The organism is Virgibacillus salexigens, from assembly GCF_000723585.1.
Classification (GTDB): domain Bacteria; phylum Bacillota; class Bacilli; order Bacillales; family Amphibacillaceae; genus Virgibacillus; species Virgibacillus salexigens.
Genome location: NZ_CCDP010000002.1, coordinates 632,963 through 656,319, shown reverse-complemented (window position 1 = coordinate 656,319; position 23,357 = coordinate 632,963). Strand labels below are relative to the sequence as shown.

At 37.5% G+C, this 23,357-nt stretch carries 21 protein-coding genes; 12 read left to right on the top strand and 9 right to left on the bottom strand.

Annotated features, from left to right (window positions below; genetic code table 11):
• Nucleotides 1–21: 21 nt before the first annotated feature.
• The 3 genes from BN990_RS16160 to BN990_RS16150 form a co-directional block, all read right to left on the bottom strand.
• Nucleotides 22–576: a nitroreductase family protein gene (locus BN990_RS16160; RefSeq protein WP_038245796.1), complete on the bottom strand. Its 555-nt coding sequence runs from the start codon at nt 574–576 to the stop codon at nt 22–24.
• A gap of 371 nt (nt 577–947) precedes the next feature.
• On the bottom strand, nt 948–1,709 hold the full coding sequence (locus BN990_RS16155) for a DeoR/GlpR family DNA-binding transcription regulator (RefSeq protein WP_021288729.1): 762 nt from the start codon (nt 1,707–1,709) through the stop codon (nt 948–950).
• A gap of 96 nt (nt 1,710–1,805) precedes the next feature.
• Complete coding sequence (locus BN990_RS16150; RefSeq protein ID WP_038245795.1) at nt 1,806–2,906, bottom strand: alcohol dehydrogenase catalytic domain-containing protein; 1,101 nt, start codon at nt 2,904–2,906, stop codon at nt 1,806–1,808.
• 203 nt (nt 2,907–3,109) lie between these two features.
• Here BN990_RS16150 and BN990_RS16145 point away from each other — a divergent pair, with 203 nt between their 5' ends.
• From BN990_RS16145 to BN990_RS16130, 4 genes are all read left to right on the top strand, one after another.
• The gene (locus BN990_RS16145) at nt 3,110–4,792 is read left to right on the top strand and encodes a ribulokinase (RefSeq protein WP_038245794.1); all 1,683 of its coding nucleotides are present in this window, start codon (nt 3,110–3,112) and stop codon (nt 4,790–4,792) included.
• Between the two features lie 194 nt (nt 4,793–4,986).
• Nucleotides 4,987–6,024, top strand: a complete 1,038-nt coding sequence (locus BN990_RS16140; RefSeq protein WP_038245793.1) for a PTS transporter subunit IIC — start codon at nt 4,987–4,989, stop codon at nt 6,022–6,024.
• Nucleotides 6,025–6,097: 73 nt separating this feature from the next.
• On the top strand, nt 6,098–6,961 hold the full coding sequence (locus tag BN990_RS16135; RefSeq protein WP_038245792.1) for a fructosamine kinase family protein: 864 nt from the start codon (nt 6,098–6,100) through the stop codon (nt 6,959–6,961).
• An 18-nt stretch (nt 6,962–6,979) separates the two neighbouring features.
• Nucleotides 6,980–7,432 carry a DUF2269 family protein gene (locus BN990_RS16130; RefSeq protein ID WP_038245791.1) on the top strand — a complete coding sequence of 151 codons (453 nt, stop codon included), beginning with the start codon at nt 6,980–6,982 and terminating at the stop codon, nt 7,430–7,432.
• Between the two features lie 145 nt (nt 7,433–7,577).
• Here BN990_RS16130 and BN990_RS16125 read toward each other — a convergent pair whose 3' ends face one another.
• Genes BN990_RS16125 through BN990_RS16115 form a run of 3 tightly spaced genes read right to left on the bottom strand, consistent with a single transcriptional unit; the run spans nt 7,578 to nt 11,146 of the window.
• Entirely contained in the window at nt 7,578–9,470 is a 1,893-nt protein-coding gene (locus BN990_RS16125) for a PTS fructose transporter subunit IIABC (RefSeq protein ID WP_038245790.1), read from the bottom strand.
• Between the two features lie 15 nt (nt 9,471–9,485).
• Nucleotides 9,486–10,397: a 1-phosphofructokinase gene (pfkB, locus tag BN990_RS16120; protein ID WP_021288721.1), complete on the bottom strand. Its 912-nt coding sequence runs from the start codon at nt 10,395–10,397 to the stop codon at nt 9,486–9,488.
• On the bottom strand, nt 10,394–11,146 hold the full coding sequence (locus BN990_RS16115) for a DeoR/GlpR family DNA-binding transcription regulator (protein ID WP_021288720.1): 753 nt from the start codon (nt 11,144–11,146) through the stop codon (nt 10,394–10,396). Before BN990_RS16115 ends, pfkB begins: the two co-directional genes overlap by 4 nt.
• Before the next feature lie 224 nt (nt 11,147–11,370).
• On the opposite strand from BN990_RS16115, the gene BN990_RS16110 reads away from it, so the two are divergent.
• Nucleotides 11,371–11,907, top strand: a complete 537-nt coding sequence (locus BN990_RS16110; RefSeq protein WP_021288719.1) for an HD domain-containing protein — start codon at nt 11,371–11,373, stop codon at nt 11,905–11,907.
• 39 nt (nt 11,908–11,946) lie between these two features.
• On the opposite strand, the gene BN990_RS16105 is transcribed toward BN990_RS16110, so the two are convergent.
• On the bottom strand, nt 11,947–12,969 hold the full coding sequence (locus BN990_RS16105; RefSeq protein ID WP_038245789.1) for a D-alanyl-D-alanine carboxypeptidase family protein: 1,023 nt from the start codon (nt 12,967–12,969) through the stop codon (nt 11,947–11,949).
• A 154-nt stretch (nt 12,970–13,123) separates the two neighbouring features.
• Between BN990_RS16105 and BN990_RS16100 the strand changes: the two genes are divergently transcribed.
• Entirely contained in the window at nt 13,124–14,329 is a 1,206-nt protein-coding gene (locus tag BN990_RS16100; protein ID WP_038245788.1) for an MFS transporter, read from the top strand.
• A gap of 7 nt (nt 14,330–14,336) precedes the next feature.
• Here BN990_RS16100 and pepT read toward each other — a convergent pair whose 3' ends face one another.
• Nucleotides 14,337–15,566: a peptidase T gene (pepT, locus tag BN990_RS16095; RefSeq protein WP_038245787.1), complete on the bottom strand. Its 1,230-nt coding sequence runs from the start codon at nt 15,564–15,566 to the stop codon at nt 14,337–14,339.
• A gap of 224 nt (nt 15,567–15,790) precedes the next feature.
• Here pepT and BN990_RS16090 point away from each other — a divergent pair, with 224 nt between their 5' ends.
• A complete protein-coding gene (locus BN990_RS16090) occupies nt 15,791–16,639 on the top strand; it encodes a sulfurtransferase (RefSeq protein WP_021288715.1) in 849 nt (282 codons plus the stop codon).
• Nucleotides 16,636–17,199 (top strand): DNA-3-methyladenine glycosylase I, encoded by a 564-nt coding sequence (locus BN990_RS16085; RefSeq protein WP_038245786.1) that lies wholly within the window; start codon nt 16,636–16,638, stop codon nt 17,197–17,199. The genes BN990_RS16090 and BN990_RS16085 overlap by 4 nt, the downstream gene beginning before the upstream one ends.
• Before the next feature lie 114 nt (nt 17,200–17,313).
• Here BN990_RS16085 and BN990_RS16080 read toward each other — a convergent pair whose 3' ends face one another.
• Complete coding sequence (locus BN990_RS16080; RefSeq protein WP_021288713.1) at nt 17,314–19,080, bottom strand: methyl-accepting chemotaxis protein; 1,767 nt, start codon at nt 19,078–19,080, stop codon at nt 17,314–17,316.
• A gap of 161 nt (nt 19,081–19,241) precedes the next feature.
• Here BN990_RS16080 and BN990_RS16075 point away from each other — a divergent pair, with 161 nt between their 5' ends.
• The 4 genes from BN990_RS16075 to abc-f all read left to right on the top strand — a co-directional run bounded on the left by BN990_RS16075 (nt 19,242) and on the right by abc-f (nt 23,305).
• Complete coding sequence (locus BN990_RS16075) at nt 19,242–19,754, top strand: hypothetical protein (RefSeq protein WP_021288712.1); 513 nt, start codon at nt 19,242–19,244, stop codon at nt 19,752–19,754.
• Nucleotides 19,755–19,894: 140 nt separating this feature from the next.
• Nucleotides 19,895–21,310, top strand: coding sequence for a LysM peptidoglycan-binding domain-containing protein (locus tag BN990_RS16070; protein WP_021288711.1), 1,416 nt, complete (start codon nt 19,895–19,897; stop codon nt 21,308–21,310).
• Nucleotides 21,311–21,378: 68 nt separating this feature from the next.
• Nucleotides 21,379–21,492 carry an RAxF-45 family protein gene (locus tag BN990_RS23525; protein ID WP_021288710.1) on the top strand — a complete coding sequence of 38 codons (114 nt, stop codon included), beginning with the start codon at nt 21,379–21,381 and terminating at the stop codon, nt 21,490–21,492.
• A 184-nt stretch (nt 21,493–21,676) separates the two neighbouring features.
• Nucleotides 21,677–23,305: a ribosomal protection-like ABC-F family protein gene (gene abc-f, locus BN990_RS16065; protein ID WP_038245785.1), complete on the top strand. Its 1,629-nt coding sequence runs from the start codon at nt 21,677–21,679 to the stop codon at nt 23,303–23,305.
• Nucleotides 23,306–23,357: the final 52 nt, after the last annotated feature.

The window sequence follows — 23,357 nt, the reverse complement described above, 5'->3', positions numbered from 1 at the left end:
CAGCAGCCCTTTTTTATGCTTTTAAAAAAGCGAGAATTTTTCTTCAATAGGGGTCCGTTCTTTGACAGCAGGTTTTTCGTCAAAATAGCCTAAATGTAGGAAGCCAATAATTTTTTCATTTTCTTTCAGTTGTAATAAGTCATTTACTGCAGGATCATATATATGCGGATTTGTTTTCCAAACAACGCCTAATTGTTTCTCCCATGCTAATAGCCAGAAATTTTGAACCATACAAGCAACGGCACCATAATTCTCCTCCCACTGCTTTTGAATTTCTGCTTCTTCCATGACGACGACTAATATAGCATTTGGTTCATTCAAATAATCTTCACGGTTTTTTTGTCTTTCTTCAGGATAAGTTGCCGCGACTTTTTTGGCAAAATCAGGACGTTTATTCTGTCCGACGAAGATAAAACGCCAAGGTTGTCTCATCCCATGGTTGGGAGCCCAAATAGCATCTTGGAGTAGTTCTAATATCGTCTCTTTCTTTACTTCTTTATTATTATAGCCTTTTTTAACCGCACGGCGTTCACGGATAACCTTAGCCAGCTGTGATTTAGTTACTGTATATTCCATGTAATACATCTCCTTATATACATGCTGCATTATATTCGAACAATTGATAATTATTTTCAATGAAAATTGTAGCCGATAAGAAGGAGAAAAGCAAATCTTCATACATTAGGTAGAATTCTGTTGATATATGCATGCGCATAGTAGTCTATTCAACCTTATCGGAAGATGTTACAACATGGAATAATAGGATTAACCCTAATGATAGGTGCTGAGCTCATGTTTTAATAGTCCCATCCATAATAGAGTTCTGAAATTCACGTCTAACTCTTGATTTTCAATAGGTCTTAGAAATACTCTGGACAATTCGAGAAACTTCATCATAGAGAAGTCGAAATTCTTTGGCATGTATCCCCCTTTCCGTTAATAAGTGGTCAAACTGTATATACGGTAAGTCCAGCATCTCTAAACTGCTGGATTTGTGCTTCTGATGCCTCTTTACCAGTGATTAGTTTATTTATTCGATCTATAGGTGATACCGTATGAAGCGAAACACCACCTAGTTTTGTGTGATCGGTTACAACGATAGTCTCTTCTGCAGCCTCAATCATGCTTTTTTTTGCCGATATAAGTTGTTCATCAAAATGTGTTAACCCACGTTTCGGATGAAATGCAGGGATGGCAACAAATGCTTTTGAAACATACAAGTTGTTTAACACGCTATCTGTATAGACCCCGTTAAGAATGTAGCTGTCCGGAAAGAGAATCCCGCCAGTTACAATTACCTTGATGGAAGCACATGCTTTAAATTCAGCGGCAATATTGATATCATTCGTAACGATGGTGATATTTACTTTATTCGTTAACTCTTGAGCAATTTGATAGGTGGTCGTCCCTGAATCAAGAATGATATTATCACCTTCATCCACCATCGAAGCTGCCTGCTTAGCTATTCGTTGTTTCTCATCAATCCGTTCACTTGCACGTATGGTGAATGTTGGCTCTGAACTTACATCTTCTACTAACACCACTCCGCCATGAGTTCTTCTAAGCTTTCCTTCTTTTTCAATTTCATTTAGGTCTCTTCGTATCGTCGCCTCATGAACCTGGAAAGTGGAAGATAGCTCAGCTACCGATGCGGTTTCTTTGTGCTTAACATATTCTATGATTTTTAGCTTTCTTTCTGCTGCGAGCAAGGCAATTAACTCCTTTAACAAAATACTAGTTAATGCTAGTCTAGCATACATGTAATTGATTATTCACTTTTGCTCATACTGACGTATTAGGTAATTTTACGACCATTTAAAATCTAGTATAGTTTTTTTCCAGCCTTTATGGTTCGAAGCATCATTCATTGCGTTTTGAAAATCATGGGCGCTATATATAGAAGTATAATGATCGGGGATAATTTCTTTTAGTGCATGTTGGTAGTTAAGATTTTCAAAGGCTTCCATAACAGCATGGTAATCTGGTACGGAACTTCTACTGCTACCATATAAAGAAATCCCTTTCTCAAGAATATCTCTCGTATTAATTGGCACTCTATCCTCAGAAACACCCATTAGGATTAACGAGCCTCCTGGATATAACAAATTAATCGCCTGATTAATGGCTGATTCACTAAATATCCCTCCAGTACAATCAATGGCAACGTCTATTCCGTTTGTCTTTTTAAAATCAACCTCATGTACTAACTGACAGGTTGCAAAAGTGAAGTGAGATAATTTTTCAGGTATTGCACCGAAAACAAGTAAACGAGAATAATCGACCCCGAACAGGAAGCGTAGCATGGCAGCAGTCAAATATCCAACTGGTCCATCTCCAAAGACAGCTATTCTGGTACTGTTTGCGTTTAATGTTCCTTTAAGAGGATGTAATGCATGGTAAGATACGGTACAAAGTTCACTTAGAACTGCAATTTCATCTGGTATGTGTTCCGGTATAGGTATTGCGCATGATGAAGGTACCACAACACGATGTTGCGCAATGCCATCATAACCACTTCCCATAAATGAACTTTTTTCGCAGTAGTTATCCGGATTACCTTTACGGCAAGAGTTACAACAGGCTTCTTTTTCATTTCCTTTGAGTAAATAGTTTGGTAGATTTGGTACGATCACGACACGTTGACCGAATTGGAATTCCGAATCATTACTTTCAACGATGGTTCCAATTCCCTCATGCAATAAAGCCATTGGTAACTTTTTAGCCAAAGCTTCTGGTTTTCTTAACCCAGCATAATAACGTATATCCGCATGACAAATGCTAGCTAAAGTGGGTTCGATGACTACATAACCTGCTTTTATATCTTTTTTTTGAACGTTTTCTTGAATCTTGCCTGGCTGTAGGAGCTGATATGTTTTGGATGAAACGGAATGTAAGGTTCTAGCCATAATAATACCTCCTCATATCTTGTTTTTTATCTATCTTAATGTTCATTTATGCTTATGTCAATGTAAAACAAACATAAATAAACAGTGATAATTAGGTTTTTAATACATAATCACGAATATATTTATCGCATTGTTGCTCGAATTTGCTCGTTTTGATAAAATGAGTTTATGTGAAAAGGGTTTCAATACAGGGAGGGTATGAAATGGTGGATAACTATTTTTCGATCGGAATAGATTTTGGAACGGAATCGGGAAGGGTTCTGCTTGTAAATGTGCATAGCGGTTCAATTGAGGCGATAAAAGTTATTCCCTACAGGCATGGCGTGATTGAAGATACGTTGCCTATTAATAAACAACGAATTCCGAAAGGGAGTGTGCTTCAACATCCCGGGGATTATTTGCATGTATTGAAAGAGGGTGTTGCGCATGTACTTGCTGAATCAAAAGTCAATCCAACACATATCATCGGTATCGGTGTTGATTTTACTTCTTCAACAATCGTGCCGGTGGATCATACATTAACGCCATTATGTTTTTACTCTAACTATCATCAATCACCGCATTCATGGGTGAAGTTATGGAAACACCACCATACAAAGGCAGAAACAGAAAAGATTTATCGTGTAGCCACACAACGAAAAGAAAAGTGGATGCGGAAATTAGGCTATAATATATCTGAAGAATGGATGATTCCTAAGATTCTTGAAGTGTTTGAACAAGATAGAGAAATATATACCCATACAGCCTATTACTTAGAAGCGGTTGATTGGATTGTATCAATACTTGCATCGAAAGTATCAAGAAATAATTGTTCATTAGGATTTAAAGCGTTTTGGAATGAAAAAGATGGCTATCCAGAAGAGTTTTTCACTGCAATAGACCCGGAGTTTGGAAAGACAATTCTTCCAAAACTAGCAGGAGAAGTAAAAAATATTGGGGAATGTGCGGGGTATTTAACAGAGGAATGGGCCAGAAAACTTTCACTACCTGTAAATCTTCCTATATCAACAGGAGTTATTGATGCTCATTCAGCAGTGCTTGGAACAGGCGTTTACCAAAGTGGAGAGCTATTAATGGTAATGGGAACGTCGACTTGTCATATGATGTTACATTCTGAAGAAAAGGAGATTCCGGGAATATCTGGAGTGGTTAAAGATGCCATTATCCCAGGCTTATACGCTTATGAAGCTGGACAGTCAGCAGTGGGTGATCTGTTTGGGAGTTATATTAAGAACCATGTACCCGAATCATACAAACAGGAAGCTGACAAACAAGGGGTTTCCATGTTTGACTATTTAGAGAAAAAAGCTGCTAAACTTTCGCCAGGGGAGAGTGGATTAATAGCATTGGATTGGCATAATGGTAATCGCTCTATTTTATCGAATACGGATCTTTCTGGTTGTTTAATTGGCCTAACACTTCATACGAAACCTGAAGCCATTTTTCGAACGTATTTAGAAAGTACAGCTTTTGGAGCGAATATGATTATTGGAGCTTATCGTGATTGGGGAATGGACGTAAGAGAAGTGGTAGCTTGCGGCGGATTACCACAAGCAAACAAACTATTAATGCAGTTATATGCTGATATATTAAATATGCCAATTCATGTATCCCAATCAAATTACGCTCCGGCAATTGGGGCGGCAATATTAGGTGCTGTTGCAGCAGGGAGGATCAATAACGGATACGATGATATGGAGGCAGCTATTCGTTACATGGCTCAACCAATAGAAAAAACGTATTATCCAATAAAGAAACATGTGGAAGTTTATCAACAGCTCTTCGCTCATTACAAGGAATTGCATGACTACTTTGGGATGAAACGATTATCGATGATGCGAAATTTAAAGCATGGAATTGATAAAGAAACAGAGACTATATATTAAGAAAGATGTGTTTCAAAATTTTGATGAACAGTACGAAAGCATGACAATGAGCTGTCTATGGTGCAGCTCTTTTTTGTTTGTATAAATAGTACTTGATTATGGGAGCGTTTTAGCGTAATAATAGAGATTGGACGCGAACGTGTGAGGAGATACTGAAATATTTGTGAAATAAATCACAAAAGGAGGGCAATCAGATGCGGGATTTTTTAAAGTGTAAAGGTGTTTCGTTATCTGGGAGAACCTATTTTATTACAGCTTTAGGTTATATGGCGTTAGGTTTGTTTTCATCATTAATTATTGGACTTATAATTAAAACAATCGGAGAACAAATTATTATTAATTTTTCCCCAAGTATTGCCCAAACACTGATTGAAATGGGCAGCTTTGCGATGGATACGAAAATAATGGGCGGCGCAATCGGGGTAGCTATTGCTTATGGACTAAAGGCACCGCCATTAGTGCTGTTCTCTGCTTTATTTGCCGGAGCGTTCGGAGCGGAATTAGGTGGTCCAGCTGGCAGCTATGTGACTGCATTATTAGCCACAGAAGTTGGAAAACTTGTCTATCAAGAGACGAAAGTGGACATAATTGTTACTCCATTTGTAACGATTGTATTCGGTTTTACAATAGGAACTTTTGTTGGTCCAGCAATTAATCAATTTATGATTGGGTTTGGAGAGATGATTAATTGGTCCACAGAGCAACAGCCATTCATCATGGGAGTGCTAGTTGCTGTGCTTATGGGGATAGCATTAACTGCTCCAATTTCATCAGCAGCTATTGCTATCATGCTATCCTTGGATGGATTGGCAGCAGGTGCTGCTGCTATAGGTTGTTCTGCTCAAATGGTAGGCTTTGCGATAGCAAGTTATCGTGATAACGGCTTTGGCGGGGTAATCGCCCAAGGTGTAGGAACTTCTATGCTTCAAGTTGCAAATATTGTAAAAAAACCAATCATTCTGTTACCTCCAACACTTGCTGGTGCGATCTTGGCACCATTTGGAACGGTTTGGCTTGAACTAACAAATAATGCCTCTGGAGCAGGAATGGGAACGAGTGGTTTTGTTGGTCAAATTATGACGTTTGAATCGATGGGATTTTCAATGGATGTTTTTTGGGCAGTGCTAGTGCTGCATATAATAGCTCCAGCAATTATTAGTTTTTTACTAGCCGAAATACTACGAAGAAAAGGCTGGATTATGCCAGGGGACATGAAGATAACATATGAATAAGGTTTATCATGAATCTGGATCATGATAGGATGTGTACAATTCATTTGTATAATCATAAAGGAGTATCTATAACATGAATACTTTATTCAAAAGTGCGCTAGAGAGGGCAGGAGATAGTAGTACCTTGCTTACAATCAAAAAAGTGGCTGGCGGTTCGATTAATGAAAGCTATATTGTTGAAACTAAGAAAAGGAGCTACTTTATTAAGTATCATAAAGATGCCCCCGAACGTTTTTTTGAACTGGAAGCTAAAGGGCTGCAATTGATAAAATACACAAACACAATTGATGTACCAGAGGTTATTGATTATTCAGATGAACAGAAGGAAGCTTACTTAGTGCTTGAACATGTACAAGGAGAGCGTAATAATCATACGGAGAGACTGTTAGGGGAACGCCTTGCTGGGTTACATCAAACCATAGGACAAGCACATGGCTTTAGAGAACCAACATTTATTGGTACGTTAACGCAGCCTAATGGATTGTATGACAGTTGGCTGGAGTATTATCGCGATCGTCGATTAGCTGCTCAGTTGAAGTTAGGGATAAGAAATAAGCGAATGGTTGGTAAGCGTAAAAAGAAATTAGAGAATTTACTGAATCATTTGGATCAGTGGATTCCTAGAGACATTGAACCTTCCTACTTACATGGAGATCTATGGGGAGGGAATTGGATCGTTGGGGGAGATGGGCATCCTTATTTAATTGATCCTTCATTCTTATATGGGGACCGCCATTTTGAATTGGCATTTACTGAAGTATTTGGGGGATTTTCCAAGCAATTCTATCAAGCATACGAAGCTACATATCCAACGAGCAATCATTACCAATCGTGCAAGAAAGTATATCAGCTCTATTATTTACTTGTACATTTAAATCTATTTGGAGAAATGTACGGCTCAGAAGTGGATGCAATTCTTAACCATTATGTTCGCTGACTATCCGGGGGCATTAAAATGACTTTTTACGATCTTCTTGCTTTCGTTCATATATTCTCCGCTATTTTAGGGCTAGGTCCTGGTTTTATGATGATTCCTGTCGTCTCGAAAGCAAAAACTATGGAAGAACTACGCTATGCTTTTGCTATCAGGGGAAGACTCCATCGTTGTGTAATGATAGGAGGAACTTTGTTATTAGTAACAGGTTTAATAATGGGAAGTCTTCGACCACATTTATTCACAGAAGGTTGGTATGTACTAAGTTTAGCTTTATTCCTAATAGGATTAGCATTCGGACCATTGGTGTTGTCGCCAAAATCAAAACCAATAAAGAAATTATTGAATGAATATCAAGGAAAAAATATACCGGTGGCGTATGATCAACTTTCACGTAAGTTATTCTTCTACGAAAACATCGAGAACTTTTTATTTTTACTTATTATCGTATTAATGATTAGTAAGCCATTTTAGTAATAAAAATAGCAGCACACTTTAGTGTGCTGCTTTACAGGCTGTCGACTTTTTGACAGTCGTTTTAAATAAAAGAACGGTACTTGATCATGGTGTCAATTTTGAGTGTATAAATCAAAGATTTGGAGTTAGAACTCGTCTGTATTTAAGCCTCTATTTTTTTCTTTAGTACTCCTGCTAGTAAGGCAGTGACTATTGCACCAATAATGATTGCTAGACCGTAGAGGAGTGCAGAAGAAACGCCGCCTTCGACTAGTCCAATTACAAAGATTCCACCATGTGGTGCACGTAGTCCAATATCGAATAACATCGTGAGCCCGCCTGTAATGGCTGCCCCGGTCATAACGGATGGAATAACTCGAGCAGGGTCCGCTGCAGCGAATGGAATAACTCCTTCGGTGATAAAGCATGCACCAAGTACATAAGAAGTTTTACCTGCTTCTCGTTCTGTTTGCGTAAAACGATTTTTAAAAAACGTCGTCGCTAAGGCCATACCTAAAGGTGGTACCATACCGGCTGCCATTACAGTTGCAATAAACGAGTAATTTCCAGCATCTAGCATTGCGATGCCGAAAGTGTAAGCTGCCTTGTTAACAGGTCCTCCAAGATCAAATGCCATCATGGTCCCCAACAATAATCCTGCCAGAATTTGATTTGTTCCTCCCATTCCTTCTAAGAAGGAAGAAATACTTGTGTAAACTTGTGTAAGAGGGGGATTTATCGTCATCATGATCAACCCAGTAACAGCAATACTAATTAATGGATAAAATAAGACAGGCTTTAAACCCTCTAATGCTTCTGGTAATCGGGAAAGTATCTTTTTTATTAATAAGGTAATGTATCCTGCTAGAAATCCGGCGATTAACCCTCCGAGAAATCCAGAACCCCCATCTGCTCCTTCAACCCCAGATACAGTAACGGCAATTAATCCACCTATCATTCCGGGGGCAAACCCTGGACGATCGGCTATGCTAGAAGCGATAAACCCAGCAAGCACTGGCACCATGAGGAAGAATGCTTTACCCCCGCCTATTTCATTTAACATGGCAGCGAATACATTATACTGATCGCTGTCAGGGTTGCTTGATTCTACGCCCCAAAAGAATGAGAGGGCAATTAGAATTCCTCCACCTACAACAAATGGAAGCATATTGGAAACGCCGTTCATGAGATGTTTGTAAAAGCCATTTTTTCCTTCCTTTTCTTTAGAACCATTACTGTGTGCTTCTTGGTAAATAGGTGCCTCTTTTTGGATGGCACGTTTTAGCAAATCCTCTGCTTCATGAATGGCTTTACCTACAGGTACCTGAATAACAGGTTTTCCATGAAAGCGAGCCATTTCTACTTTTGTATCAGCAGCGACGATGATAGCGTCAGCAGCTTCGATGTCTTGTTTGGTTAGTTGATTTTTCACCCCACCTGAACCATTCGTTTCAATTTTAATAGAAGTACCCATGTCTTTCGCAGTCTCAGATAATTTTTCAGCAGCCATATATGTGTGAGCAATCCCTGTAGGACATGCGGTTACTGCTAATAGCTGTTGGTTGGTTGAATTGGTACCTTTATTAGATTCTTCATCCACGTCTAATTCTTTCTTGCTTATCGCTTGCAGGACCTGAGAGATATCCGCAGCTTCATATAATTTGGTTCGGAATGTTTCATCCATCAAGAACGTTGATAATCGAGATAATGCTTCAAGATGTTCATTATTCGCGCCATCTGAAGCGGCTATCATAAAGAATAGATGCGCCGGTTCTCCATCAAGTGAATTATAATCAATTCCAGATAGTGACCTACCAAATACAATAGCGGGTGTTTTTACTGCAGATGATTTGGCGTGAGGGATGGCAATCCCTTCGCCGATTCCGGTAGTACTTTGAGCCTCCCTTGCAAAGATATCTTTATGAAAAGCCTGTTTATCTATTAATTTACCAGTTTTGTTTAATTGATCTATGAGTTCATTCAATACCGCTTCTTTGGTGTTCGCTTGTAGATCTAATAAGATCGTATCATCACCTAATAATTCCGTAATCTTCATTTATTTACCCCCCATTTATACCTGTGTTATGGATACGCGATCTATTAAATGCTCGATATGTGATTTATCGCATAAGTCGTGACTGAACGCCGTAGCACTTCCTGCTGCTACCGCATAGCGAAAAGCTTCTTGGCTTTCTTGGTTAATTAAATAAGATGCTAAGAATCCAGCTACCATTGAGTCTCCAGCTCCTACCGTGTTTATTACGTTTCCTTGTGGCGATTCAGCTACCAAAGTAGTATCCTCGTTAACTAAAATAGCGCCCTTTTCTCCCATAGAAACCATTACATGCTTAATACCTGTACGCATAATTTGCTTTGCACGATCAATTACTTGCTCTGTCGTGTGAAGTTTCGTGTTAAATAATGCTTCCAGCTCTGTTTGGTTCGGTTTAATCAAAAAAGGTTCTGTCTGCAATAATTGATGTAATGCTTTCCCTGATGTATCAATTACTAAATGTACTCCTTTGCGATTGCAAGTAGCAGCTATCGCTTCGTAGAAGGATGAGTCAATGGTTTCTGGAAGACTCCCAGCTAATAAAAACCAATCGTTTTTTTGAAATTGTTCTATTTTTGTAAGTAGCGCACGCTGTTGTTGTTTTGAAATAATTGGTCCTGGTCCATTTAACTCTGATTCCTTTTCTGCCTTAATCTTTACATTAATCCGCGTAATTTCATTGGTTGCTATAAAGTCTGTTTGAATCCCTTCTACAGTCAATGCTTGTTGAATAAACTCGCCAGTAAAACCACCTGCAAATCCGAGTGCTGTAGTAGATATACCTAAACGATGGAGTACTCTCGACACATTAATCCCTTTTCCGCCTGGATAATAATGAACATGTTCCGTTCGGTTCAGCTCTCCCGGTTTAAAGGTTGGTAGATGGATTGTATAATCGATTGATGGTGTCATTGTGCAGGTATATATCATTGGTTTGCCACCTTTACTGTTGTTAAGTCGGAGAAAATTTTGTACGCTTCTTCAGAAAGGTGACAAGTAATGAGGGCGGCATCGCTTATATCAGCTATTTTTGCAAAACTAACGTTATTTCTTTTCGTTTGGTCAGCCAACATGAACGTTTCAAGAGCATATGCACTTGCTTGTCTCTTTGTACTTGCTTCTTCAGGATCAGGAGTTGTATAACCGAATTGTTTATGGAATCCATTTACTCCTAAGAAGCTTTTATCAAAACGATAATTGCTAATTGATTGAATGGTTTGGGCTCCAATTAGAGCTCCTGTTTTGGTCTTTATATATCCCCCTGTAACATAAGTAGGGATGCCATAATTCATTAAAGCTTCTACATGAGTCAGACCATTTGTAACTACAACAACCTCTTTATCTTTAAGAAAAGGAATCATTTGCATCGTAGTCGTACCGGCATCAAGGAATATGCAATCTCCTTTATTCAAGAGGGAAACAGCATATTGAGCAATTTGAACCTTCTCGTGAAGGTTTTTGGTGGATTTTTCTTTGATACTGAATTCCTGTAACTTCCGTTTAGGTAAAGTGGCACCACCGTGAATTCGAACTAATTTATCTTGTGCTTCTAGCTCGGTTAAATCTCTGCGAATCGTTGATTCAGAAGCGTATGTTAACTCGATAATATCTTTTATTGTAAGGTTTTTATATTTCGTTAATTGTTCTAAAATAAGGGAATGTCTTTCTGTAGTCAGCATTTGAATTCCTCCTATATCGATTACGTATTCAGTATATAGTAAACGATTACAAAAATCAATCATATTCGTTCATTTTTGTTCAAAATCATTCATTGAATGTTAATGTGGATGAAGGAAAAGTTTAAAATATGTAAAGTTAGGGAAATAAGTATTGCAAAGTATAGCTGATTTATGCTATATTTTTAAAAATTTATATTTCATTAAAAAAGAAAGGAGTAGTTTAAATGCGAAATGTTACTCTTGAAGACGTATTTGTTCACCCAATCACACAAAGACATTTAAAGCGTTCAGGCATTGCTCATGCTATTGCAGTAGCTGAATATGCATTTATGTTATCCAAAAAATATGGCGTGAATCCAGATCATGCTGCAAAAGCTGGATTATTGCATGATGTAGGACACTATAATTGGTATCGAGAAGGTAAATGGGATTATGAATTATATAAAGAAAATGATATTCATGCGATTAAAGGTGCAAGTAGAGCGCATAAATTATTAATACGAATTGGTGAAGAACGTCACGTAGCAAAAGAGATTGCGGTTGCTATTCTGCTTCATACTGATTCGTATTTGCCTAAAGGTGAATTACAATTAAAACCATTGCAGCAAGTGGTGAACCTTGCAGATGAAGCGGATGAGGAAATCGGTGGAAATCACCATTATAAGGTAATTGAAGATCATGTAGCATTAGAGCGAATTCGTGTCTTGGATAAGCAAATTGATCATTGGATAAATAAAAACCAGACAAAGGAAATTGTCTGATTTTTACTCATTCTCCATGTTATTTCTTCTCATTCTTCTCTAATTTTCTTCTTGCTTTAAATACTCTTCCAGTGTTACATCCTGTTCCGTAATTTCTTCTGCGGCCTTCTTCCCTACATAACGAATATGCCAGGGCTCATATTGGTATTCTGTAATATCCTCTTTCCCTTTAGGAAATCGAATAATAAAGCCATAATCAGCTGCATGCTGTGCTAACCATTTACCTTCATCTGTATTTGCGAATTCCGTTGTTAACTGAAAATCAATATCAGGGCTGGTAACATCCATTGTGAGCCCGGTTTGATGCTCGCTTTCCCCTGGACGTGCGCTAAATTTATTAGCTGCTTCCTCACCATCTGCCTCCACATTTGATGCGAAAATTGTTTCTTGTCTTTCATAGGAACGATAGCCAGACTGAGCAAATAAATCAAGTCCTGCTTCGTCAGCTGCAACAAATAGCTCTTCTAAAGAACTAGCAGCGATTTTTCTCATTTGTTTTTTTGGTAAATCTTCAGTGAACGGAAAACGAACGTCAGGAATTACTAAATCTTCTGGTATATAATCTTCAGGAAGTGCATGTTGTTTGTTTACTAGAGCCAATTGTTCATAAGGATTTGCAATGACTTCTGTACCATGATTAGTTGTAGCAGTTTCTGTTTTCGCAGGTAGTCCATTTCCTGGTTCGAATGTTCCTGTATTCTCATGGAGAAGCGTGTCTATTGTTTGAGCTGTATCTTCTGTGTAGATTCCAGTAACCAGTAAAGCATCATGTTGAAGTTGAATATCTGTAATTGCCCATACAGTAGAAGCATCAAATTCTCCGTTTATTGTGATTTCATAACCTAATTTATTTAGAACTGTTTGTAGAGATTGAACAGCATCACCATTGTCTAATTTTTGTAATTGCTCTTTTGGAAGTTCCATTGTATCGTTTTCTGCATTTGAAGTATTCTTTTCTTGGTCTGGTTGTGTAGTTGTTTCAAGGCTTTCTTTATCGGTGCATGCGGCAGCGATAAGCAAAATTATAAACACTACGAATACAACAATTCGCTTATGTTTCATGACGTTCCTCTCCTGTGCGAAATAATTTTAAAGGTCTTAATAAAACCATCTTTTATTCTCTCATAGTTTTCGCTCAGGTGGCAATCCATTTTTATAGGCACATCATCTTTTAGCGTCTCATATGGATAAAAGAAGAGTGAAGAGGGTGACGTAAGTGTTTCAAAATAGCTCAAAAAGATATTATCTATATACGTTTATTCTTTTTTGGTGTGCGCTAGTCGTTGTTTCAAGTGTATATGTTGTAACGCCATTAACAGATACCTTTTCCAGTTATTTTCAAGTAAGTGAACAAGAAACGACTTGGATAGGAAGTGTGTTTTCTGGATGTTATGCAATTGGATTCCTTTTATTTGTACCGCTCGTGGAAAGCTTTGGAAAAAGGCAGCTAATTGTATTTGGGCTCGTTATGCTTACATGGTTAACTTTTTTGCTTGCTTTCGCTGAAGCTTTTTGGTTTATGTTGATGTTTCGTGCCTTGCAGGGCCTTTTTGCTGCAACATTTGCTCCTACTGCACTCGCATATGTATTTGACCTGTTTCCAAAAGAGAAAAGGATGGTGGCAATTAGTTACATTAGTTTTGGATATGTTCTAGCAGGGATCTTTGGTCAAGCAGTCGCAGACATAATTAATCAAACGTTTGAATGGCAACTTGTATTTTACGTGTTTTCGGTAATCTATTTGATTAGTATATTTCTTGTTTATTGTTTTCTTCCATCTACAACACAAACAGTCAGACAACTTAAAGTAAAAAGTTATATTTTGCAAATAAAGCAATTAATAATAAGAAGAGAATTACAAGTATGTTATTTCATTGCGTTTACTCTCTTGTTTACGTTTCTCGGTATGTATAGCCTTATGGGGGACTATTTACAGGGAAATCCGTATTATCTTCTTGATCGGGAGGTTTTTAATGTAAGAGTATTAGGTATCACTGGAATGCTGTTGTCTCCATTTGCAGGGTTCTTTGTCAAACGATGGGGAGAATTAATTGTACTGCGTTTTAGTCTCAGTATGGCGCTCATAGGGTTATTTTTCATGTTAATTAGTAATAACCTCTGGTTTACAATTAGTGCGAGTGTTGGATATGTAGCAGGGATTTCGCTTACTTTCCCTGTACTAATGAAAATCATTGGCGATTTAGGCGGGGAAGCTAGGTCTGTTGCATCTGCACTTTATGCATTTATATTATTTGTGGGTGCTTCTCTAGGGCCGATGACTTCTTTATATTTTAAGGGGATAGCTGGTTATCATGGTGCGCTTTTAAGTTTAGCAAGTTGTTTATTTATTTCATGTTGGGTTGCTTTTCTCTCTAAGTTATTAAGAAAAAAGTCAGATGCTTCGTTTAGTGAAAGCACCTGACATTAGCTTATCGCTGTTCAAATAATTTGCAAATTTCGATTATGGTGTTGGTTGCTTTAATCATATTATCTACAGAGATGTATTCATATTTACCGTGAAAGTTTTCTCCACCTGTAAAAATATTTGGTGTCGGTAATCCCATATAAGAAAGCTGAGAACCATCAGTACCACCGCGAATTGGCTCTACAATTGGTTCAATAGCGAGGTTTTCCATTGCTTGATGTGCGATATCAACAATTTCTTTTACAGGTTCGATTTTTTCTCTCATGTTATAGTATTGGTCGATTAATTCTATCGAAATAATATTTTCGCCGTATTTCTCCTGTAACTCATCGACAAACTGAATAACTGTATCTTTTCGTTTCTGGAAAATACCCTTATCAAAATCACGAATGATGTAAGTTACTTCTGCATACTCAACATCTCCTTGAACAGAGATTAGATGATAAAAACCGTCGTAGTTTGCTGTATGCTCTGGAGCTTCTAATTCTGGAAATTTACTAATAAATTCTGTGGCCATTTTACCAGCGTTTATCATTTTATTTTTGGCGGTCCCTGGATGTACGCTATTTCCCTTGAAGATAACCTTTGCCGCAGCTGCATTAAAGCTTTCATGTTGCAATTCACCTAATGGCCCCCCATCAACCGTATAAGCGTATGATGCCTCAAATCGATCTACATCAAATTTATGTGGACCTCTACCAATCTCTTCATCTGGAGTAAATCCTACACGAATGCGTCCGTGTTTAATTTCTGGATGGTTTACGAGGTAATCCATGGCGGTCATAATTTCTGAAATACCAGCTTTATTATCTGCACCTAACAATGTCGTGCCATCTGTTGTAATCAAAGTATGACCTTCGTATTTGGTTAGCTCTGGAAAATCTTCATTCGATAAAATGATATTTGAATCTTCGTTTAGAACAATATCACTTCCATTAAAATTCTCAATCACTTGGGGTTTTACGTTTTCGCCAGTAAAATCGGTGGCGGTATCCATATGAGCTAAAAAACCAATTGTTGGTATGTCTTTATCGGTATTTGCAGGTAGTGTGGCCATTACATAACCGAAATCATCCACGGTTACATCAATTAGGCCAATCTCTTGAAGTTCGTTACCTAATTGATTAGCTAATTCTAGTTGTCCCGGTGTAGATGGAGTTTGATCATTATTTTCATTTGATTGTGTATTCATTTTTGCATAGGTAATAAATCGTTTCATTAAGTCTTCTTTCATTTTGAATTCATCTCCTATTTAAATAATTCTAATTTTATTATAGCTTATTCTTACGTGCGATCTAAATAGAAATTTCCATTAGGGGTATGGAACGCTTGATAGATCGATAGTCATGAAATTGTTGAATAGGGTAGGAATGCATGAATACTTCGTTTAAAATAAAAGGTAATAAAATATTGTCTGTTACTTTTATCCGAAATAAATTCCAGTTTGGAGGTCTGAATATGACGTACTTAATTAGTGTAAATCGGTTAAAGAATCGCTTAAATAATAGTCTAAATAATACGGTAATTATTGATGCTCGTTTTGAACTAACGAAACCAGATGCAGGAAGGAAAGCATACTTGAAGGACCATATTCCTGGAGCTGTTTATATGGACTTGGAAAAGGATTTATCTGGTAAAAAGGAAAAACATGGTGGGAATCATCCTTTGCCAGATCTTGATATGTTGGTTAATAAACTCAGTAATATTGGAATTGATCATCAAACGACAGTCGTTGTATATGATCAACGCAATGAAATGTATGCGGCAAGAGCATGGTGGCTTCTGCATTATTTAGGACATGATAAAGTGTATATTCTTGAAGGGGGCTATCAGCGTTGGAAGGAAGAAGGCAATCCAACGACAGATGCTATTCCAGAGTTATATGCAAAGGAATTTGAAGCGAAGCTGAGACAGAATCAAACCGTTGAGATGAAAGAGGTAAAAGATAAGCTAGCGAAGCAAACGGCGGTTGTCATTGATTCAAGGTCGAAGGAAAGGTATTTAGGCGATGTAGAGCCATTATATGCTCGAGCAGGTCATATCCCGGGAGCAACCAATTATTTTTGGAAAGACGTATTATCGAAAGTCGATGGTAAGTGGAAGGATAAACATGAATTAGAGCAGCAGTTTGCTGGATTATCCAAAGATGATGAAATTATTGTATCTTGTGGTTCTGGTATCTCGGCGTGCCCAAACATTCTCGCTTTAAAATCACTCGGATTTACAAATGTAAAATTATACCCCGGAAGCTTTAGCGATTGGATTTCATATGATGAAAATGAAGTAGCTATAGGAGAGGATTCATGAAGCAGAGATGCCATTGGGTAACTAATGACCCTATATATATCGAATATCATGATAATGAATGGGGAAGAGCAGTATACGATGATCAGAAATTATTTGAAATGTTATCTTTAGAAGGAGCCCAAGCAGGATTAAGTTGGATTACAGTCCTTAAACGAAGAGAGAATTATAGAAAGGCTTTTGAACAATTTGACCCAGCTGCTGTCAGTGGGTTTTCGGAATCAAAAATAAATGAATTAGCGGCAAACGAAGGAATTATTCGACATAGAGGAAAAATTGCATCGGTTGTCACAAACGCACAAGCATTTTTGCAGATTCAACAAGAATTCGGTAGCTTTTCAAGGTATATCTGGAATTTTGTGGATGGGAAGCCAATTGTAAATAATTGGCAGTCCCATGAAGAGGTTCCTGCTTATACAAAAGAATCTGAAAATATGAGTAAAGATTTAAAACGTCGTGGATTCCGATTTGTTGGGCCGACGATTTGTTATGCTTTTATGCAAGCTACTGGCATGGTAAATGATCATATTCAAGGGTGTTTCTTGTATAATGGCGACATTTAACTGTGTTATCAAGGAATTTATTCTAGTTTCTCATTACATAACCCGTAAGCTTTTCCCAGTTCCGCTCTGGAAGTATTGGCTTACGGGTAAGGTAACTTCATGCTCCTATATTCCTTATAGTTTAAATACATTTACTTCTTTATTTAGTTGTTCGGCAAGCACCGATAATTCATTTGCATTACCCGAAACTTCTTCCATGGAACTGGAGGATTGTTGGGCAGAAGCGGCAGCTTGTTCAACAGCTGCGGCAGACTCCTCAGATACAGAAGCAATTTCTTCAATTAAATTGTTCATATCCATACTGCTCGCTGCTATATCGTTGAGATTCTGGGAAATATCATTTATTCTGCTAGTCATTTCTAATACAGCGGTGTTAATTGAGTTAAAGTTGTCGCCAGTTGCTTCAATTTGATTCGTACCTTCCTTCACTTCGTGATACCCATTATTCAATGATTGAACCACTTGATTGGTTTCGTCCTGAATAGTTGTCACAATCGAGGTAATCTCTCCTACAGAAGAAGCGACCTGCTCAGAGAGCCGACGAACTTCATCTGCAACCACAGCAAAACCTTTACCGTGTTCTCCTGCCCTTGCTGCTTCTATAGCTGCATTTAACGATAATAAATTTGTTTGGTCAGCAATATCTTTAATCACTAATACAAGCTTAGAAATTTCAGTTGATTGATGTTCTAATCCTTGTACCTTGTTTACGGCTTCAGCAACAATTGTATCAATTTGCTTCATTTGTGTGACAGATTGCTGCATCAGTTTTTTACCCTGATTCGTTAATTGTTGTACTCCTTCAGAGCTGGTTAATATGTCTTTGCCTTTTTCTTCAGAAGAACGAACTTTATCTACAAAGCTTAGCATCGTTTCAGATAGGTTACTTGCACTATTCGCTTGGGATTCTGAACCTGTTGATAATTCTTCCATCGTTGTTGCAATTTGGTTACTGCCTTCTTTCACCTCAGTAGCTGATTGTGTGAGTTCTTTACTTCGAGAAGAGACAGAGGAGGAAGCGTTTTGTACTTTCATCAGTATTGCTTTAATATTTTCTTTCATTAGATTAACAGAAGTAGCTAATTGACCGATTTCATCCTTTCCATGATCCTTTATTGAATCGGATTGTAAATCTCCATTTGCCACTCTTGAGGTTAAATGGACGACTTGTTTTAACCTTGAAGTGATGCCGCGGCTGACAATTATCATTAATGGGATTCCGATAATTAATACGAGTAGATTGGCACTTACTAAAACATAAATACTCGTATTTGAACTGTTTTTCGCTTGGGTTAGTGCATTCGATTGATCCTCTTTCATTAATTCCATAAGTTCATTTACTAAAAGTATCGTATCGTTTCTCATCCTAGACGAATAATCTCGTAATGTATTAGCCATGATGTCATTATCACCTTCTAAGGAAGAGACCATTCGATCGAGAAAAGCAGTGTCGATGGATTCATTTTTTTCTTTGATCTCTTGAAACAAGCTTCTTTGCTCTTTTGTAACCAATGTGGATTCGAGTTTGCTTGCTAATTCATTAAAATCATTTTGATATTCTTTAAAAGAATCAATATACTGCGCATTTTGTGTCAGAAGGTAGTCTGCAGATTGTACATCTTTTGCCTGGATAAGAATTGCTAATTGGGATACGTCGTTTAATTGGTTACTATAGTCATCTACTGCTTGTATATCCTTCTGACCATGATTTAATTGTAAGTATACAATAATGGCAGAGGTGACAAATAAAGCGATCGTAAGGAAAAAAACGATCATGTATTTCTTGCTGAGCTTTAGGTTTCTCCATTTTAAGAATAGAAGTTTCGGGTGTTTCCTGTTTCCTTTCTTATGTTTTACTTTTTCCAACTTTTTCTTTTTCATTGTTATCCCCCAATTAATAAGACAGCTTTTCTTCATTATCGACATAATTGGTGTAGGTATGAAGTACTATTTCAAATTTTTTAACATTTGCATCATTTAAGCATATCCTGTACAATGCACCATTGTGTGTCTTATTTTAGATAAATTGCAGGTGATTAAAATTGAGTTATACTGCATTCGTTGATATAGATAGGAATAAGGAAGAATTAAAAGAAGAACTGGATTCTATAGAGTTTCAATTATTTCGAATGCAAGAAAATGTAAAAGAAATAGCTAAAAAATCTGAGATTATCAGTATCGATCGAACAAAGGAAGAGAACTGGGCTGTTATCTATGTTGATAAAAAATCCACCACTTTCCAAATTATGCTACATGAGTGCACAAAGCCATTTCGTGGAAATTGGGACTCTGCGATCGAAGTAGAATATAAAAATGAAAGAACCATTCACATCTGTGATATAAAGGGAGAAGAGAATAAAGGATTTGGTTCTGTCCTAATCAATCAGTTAAAAGAAATAGCCCGTGAAGAAAATAAGCAATTTATCACAGGTGATATTGTCCAACGCGATTTTGATCATGTTCATCGACTAAAGCATTTTTATTGTAAACATTATTTCAATGTAAACATAGACCATAGCCAACAATCTGGAGAAATTATTTGGACAGATAGTTGATGTGAGAGGCTGTTCCGCGAATGGAGGGGAATGGTCTTTTTTATTCTCTAATTTAGATAACAGGACAAACACCCAATGAATAAAATATGAAGTAGCGAGATCGAAACATACCTAATTGTTTACATGGGGAGCGAATAGAAATGCAAATACATGTGATAAGTCGTAATGATACATTATGGAATATTGCTAATAATTATGGTTCTGACGTAAATCAAATTAGTTTACTTAATCAAATAAATAATCCAAATACATTGGTAGTCGGGCAAGCTTTAGTTGTTCCAAATGCCCAACTGGAGTACGTAGTTCAATCTGGGGACAATTTATGGGCGATTGCTCAAAGGTATCAGATATCGGTTAGTGAGCTCGCCTCGTTTAATAATATTACAGATCCATCCTTGCTTTTTGTTGGTCAAATGCTGCAGATCCCTTTTTTAACATATGTTATTCAACCAGGGGATTCCTTATGGGCAATTGCTAATCGTTTTGGGGTGAGTGTGGATGACATTGTCAGGGAGAATGAAATCGTTGATCCTTCCCTTATTTATTCTGGACAGCGCATCAGGATTTCACAACCAGCAAGGCCAACTACAGAGATAAATGCATATTCCACAAATACTAATCAGCAAGGAGCTCAAGAAGTAATGGCCTATGGAAGGCTTCTAACGTATCTATCCCCATTTTCGTATCATATTCAGTCTGATGGAGGAATAAATGAATTAGATGATAGGCCAATTCTTCAAGCAGCTGAAGCAACCAATACGTTTCCTTTACTTGTGTTGACTAATTTTGTAGAGGGAGAATTTAATTCAGATGTAGCTGCTAGTCTTCTACGTAATCCGGAATTGCAAGAAACAATGATTACAAATTTACTAGAAATTATGCAAGAAAAAGGCTACCAAGGGGTTAACTTTGATTTTGAATATGTCTATCCAGAAGATAGAGAAAATTATAATGCGTTTCTAAGACGTGTCGTTGCTCGGCTACATCCAGAAGACTATATTGTTACAACTGCTTTAGCTCCTAAAATTAGTGATGATCAAGAAGGTTTATTATACGAAGCCCATGATTATCAAGCACAAGGTAAGATCGTGGATTTCATTGTATTAATGACCTATGAATGGGGATGGGCAGGAGGCAGGCCTTTAGCCATAGCACCGATTAACAACGTTCGTGAAGTATTGGATTATGCAGTTACCGTCATGCCACGTGAGAAGATTATGATGGGTATTCCTTTATATGGTAGAGATTGGAAGATTCCATGGCAAGAGGGGACGGTTGCTCGAACTGTCAGCTCACAGGAGGCAATTCAGCTGGCTGCAACGTATGGAGCAGAGATTGAGTACAATGATACGTATCAGTCCCCCTACTTCCAATACACAGATGAAGAAGGTCAAGCACATGAAGTATGGTTTGAAGACGCAAGAAGCATACAGGCAAAATATAACACAGTAGAGGAATATAACCTAAGGGGGGCTAGCTACTGGGTAATGGGGGCACCATTTCCTCAAAATTGGCCAGTATTGCAAGATACCTTTGCTGTGCAGAAAATTGAGTGAGGGGGAAGTATTGACATTAATCTGAATTTTTCGGTACACTAAACGTAACACAAAAGGAGGTGGGTTAGATGAATCATACTGGTAGTGTAACGAAGCTTATGGAATATCTCTATATTCGTTATGCGATTTTTTCCGGAATTGCCACTAAAGGGATACGTATGTCCTTTTTAGCTACCAATTAAATGGAAAAAATACCAGTAAGAGGCATCTACCTACAAACGGATATTGCATGGACTCAGCTTACTATTCTGATGATTGAAGAGTAGCTGCTAAACTATGCATTATAAAGACACGGATGGGAGTAGAAACGTCTTCGTGTCTTTTTGTGTATCGAAAATGCCTCTTCTGACGATGGAGGAAGGGCAAATGATTATTAGTAGTTTGCAACAGGTTACTCAAATGCTAGGAGCAAATGTAATATTTACAGATTTATCATTGGAAATCAAACAAGGAGAACGAATTGGACTTATTGGAAGAAATGGAGCAGGCAAGTCTACATTATTACATTTACTGGCCAAGAAAACAAAACCTGCAAGTGGTGAGATAACGTGGAAAAAGAATGTAACGATTGGCTTATTAGAACAAGCTCCCGACATGGAGGGAAGTGCAGTAGTTGAAACATTATTGTTTGATGTTTTCATTGAATTAAATCAATTAAAGGCTCAGATGGAAGAATTGGAAAGCAAAATGGCTAATGAGAAGAATCACAAAAAATTAAATGAACTTATGGAAACATACGGAAAACTTCAAGAACGGTTTCAAGATGGTGGTGGATATGTAGTAGCTGCTGATGTAAGACGTGTTATGAAAGGCCTGCAAATGGAGCGCTTATCCAATAAAAAATGGAACACCTTAAGTGGCGGTGAGAAAACAAAGGTTGGTTTAGCGAGACTATTATTAACAAAACCGGACCTGCTTTTATTAGATGAGCCAACCAATCATCTTGATTTTTTAGCCATCGAATGGCTAACTACATTTATAAATCAATACCAAGGTACGGTGGTTATCGTTTCTCATGACCGTTACTTTCTGGATGAAACGATTACTTCTATTGTAGAAATAGACCAAGGAGATATTTTGAAATATAATAATACAAATTATACAAAATATGTAAAAGAACGAGAGGAACGCTTACTTCAAGAATTTCAAGCGTATCAGGATCAACAAAAGAAGATAAAGAAGATGAAGGATACGATAAAACGCTTAAAAGAGTGGGCAAATCGAGCAAATCCCCCAAATGATGGTTTACATCGACGAGCAAAAAGTATGGAAAAAGCTTTAGAGAGAATGACAATTTATAAACGTCCGATCTTAGAAAACAAGCGAATAAAAGTTGACTTTCAAATGGAAAAACGAAGTGGGACAGATGTAGTGAAGTTAGAGAATGTATCAAAAAAGTATGATGATAAGCGGGTGCTTCACCGTGTGAATATGCACATTCGCTATCAGGATCGTATTGCTATTGTTGGTAAAAATGGAACGGGGAAGTCTACATTATTAAATCTAATTTTAGGTTTCATTAATAGCGATGAAGGAAAAGTTGACTTAGGCAGTAATTTGTCCGTTGGTTTTCTCTCGCAACATATGATAGAAATGGATAACGAACGGTCTGTTTTACAAGAATTTCGAGAACATGTACATGTGGCTGAAGGAGCAGCGAGGGGAATACTCGCTCAATTCCTTTTCTATGGCCCCAGTGTTTTTCGTAAAGTAAGCCAGTTGAGCGGAGGAGAGAAAATGCGTTTACGTCTTGCAGAACTGGTATATCAAAATCATAATTTGCTTGTTTTAGATGAGCCAACGAACCATCTTGATATTGAATCGAAAGAAGTACTTGAGGAAGCATTGGAACAGTTCGATGGTACGATTATTGCTGTTTCCCATGACCGGTATTTTCTGGATCGTTTATTTCCTGTAACCTATTTGATTGACCATCATTCGTTAGTAAAGTTTGAAGGTACCTATTCAATGGTAAGAAAGAGATGGCATCTTTAAAAGCATATTAATTAATATGGGCTAAAAGCTATGATAAGATGAGATTAATTAA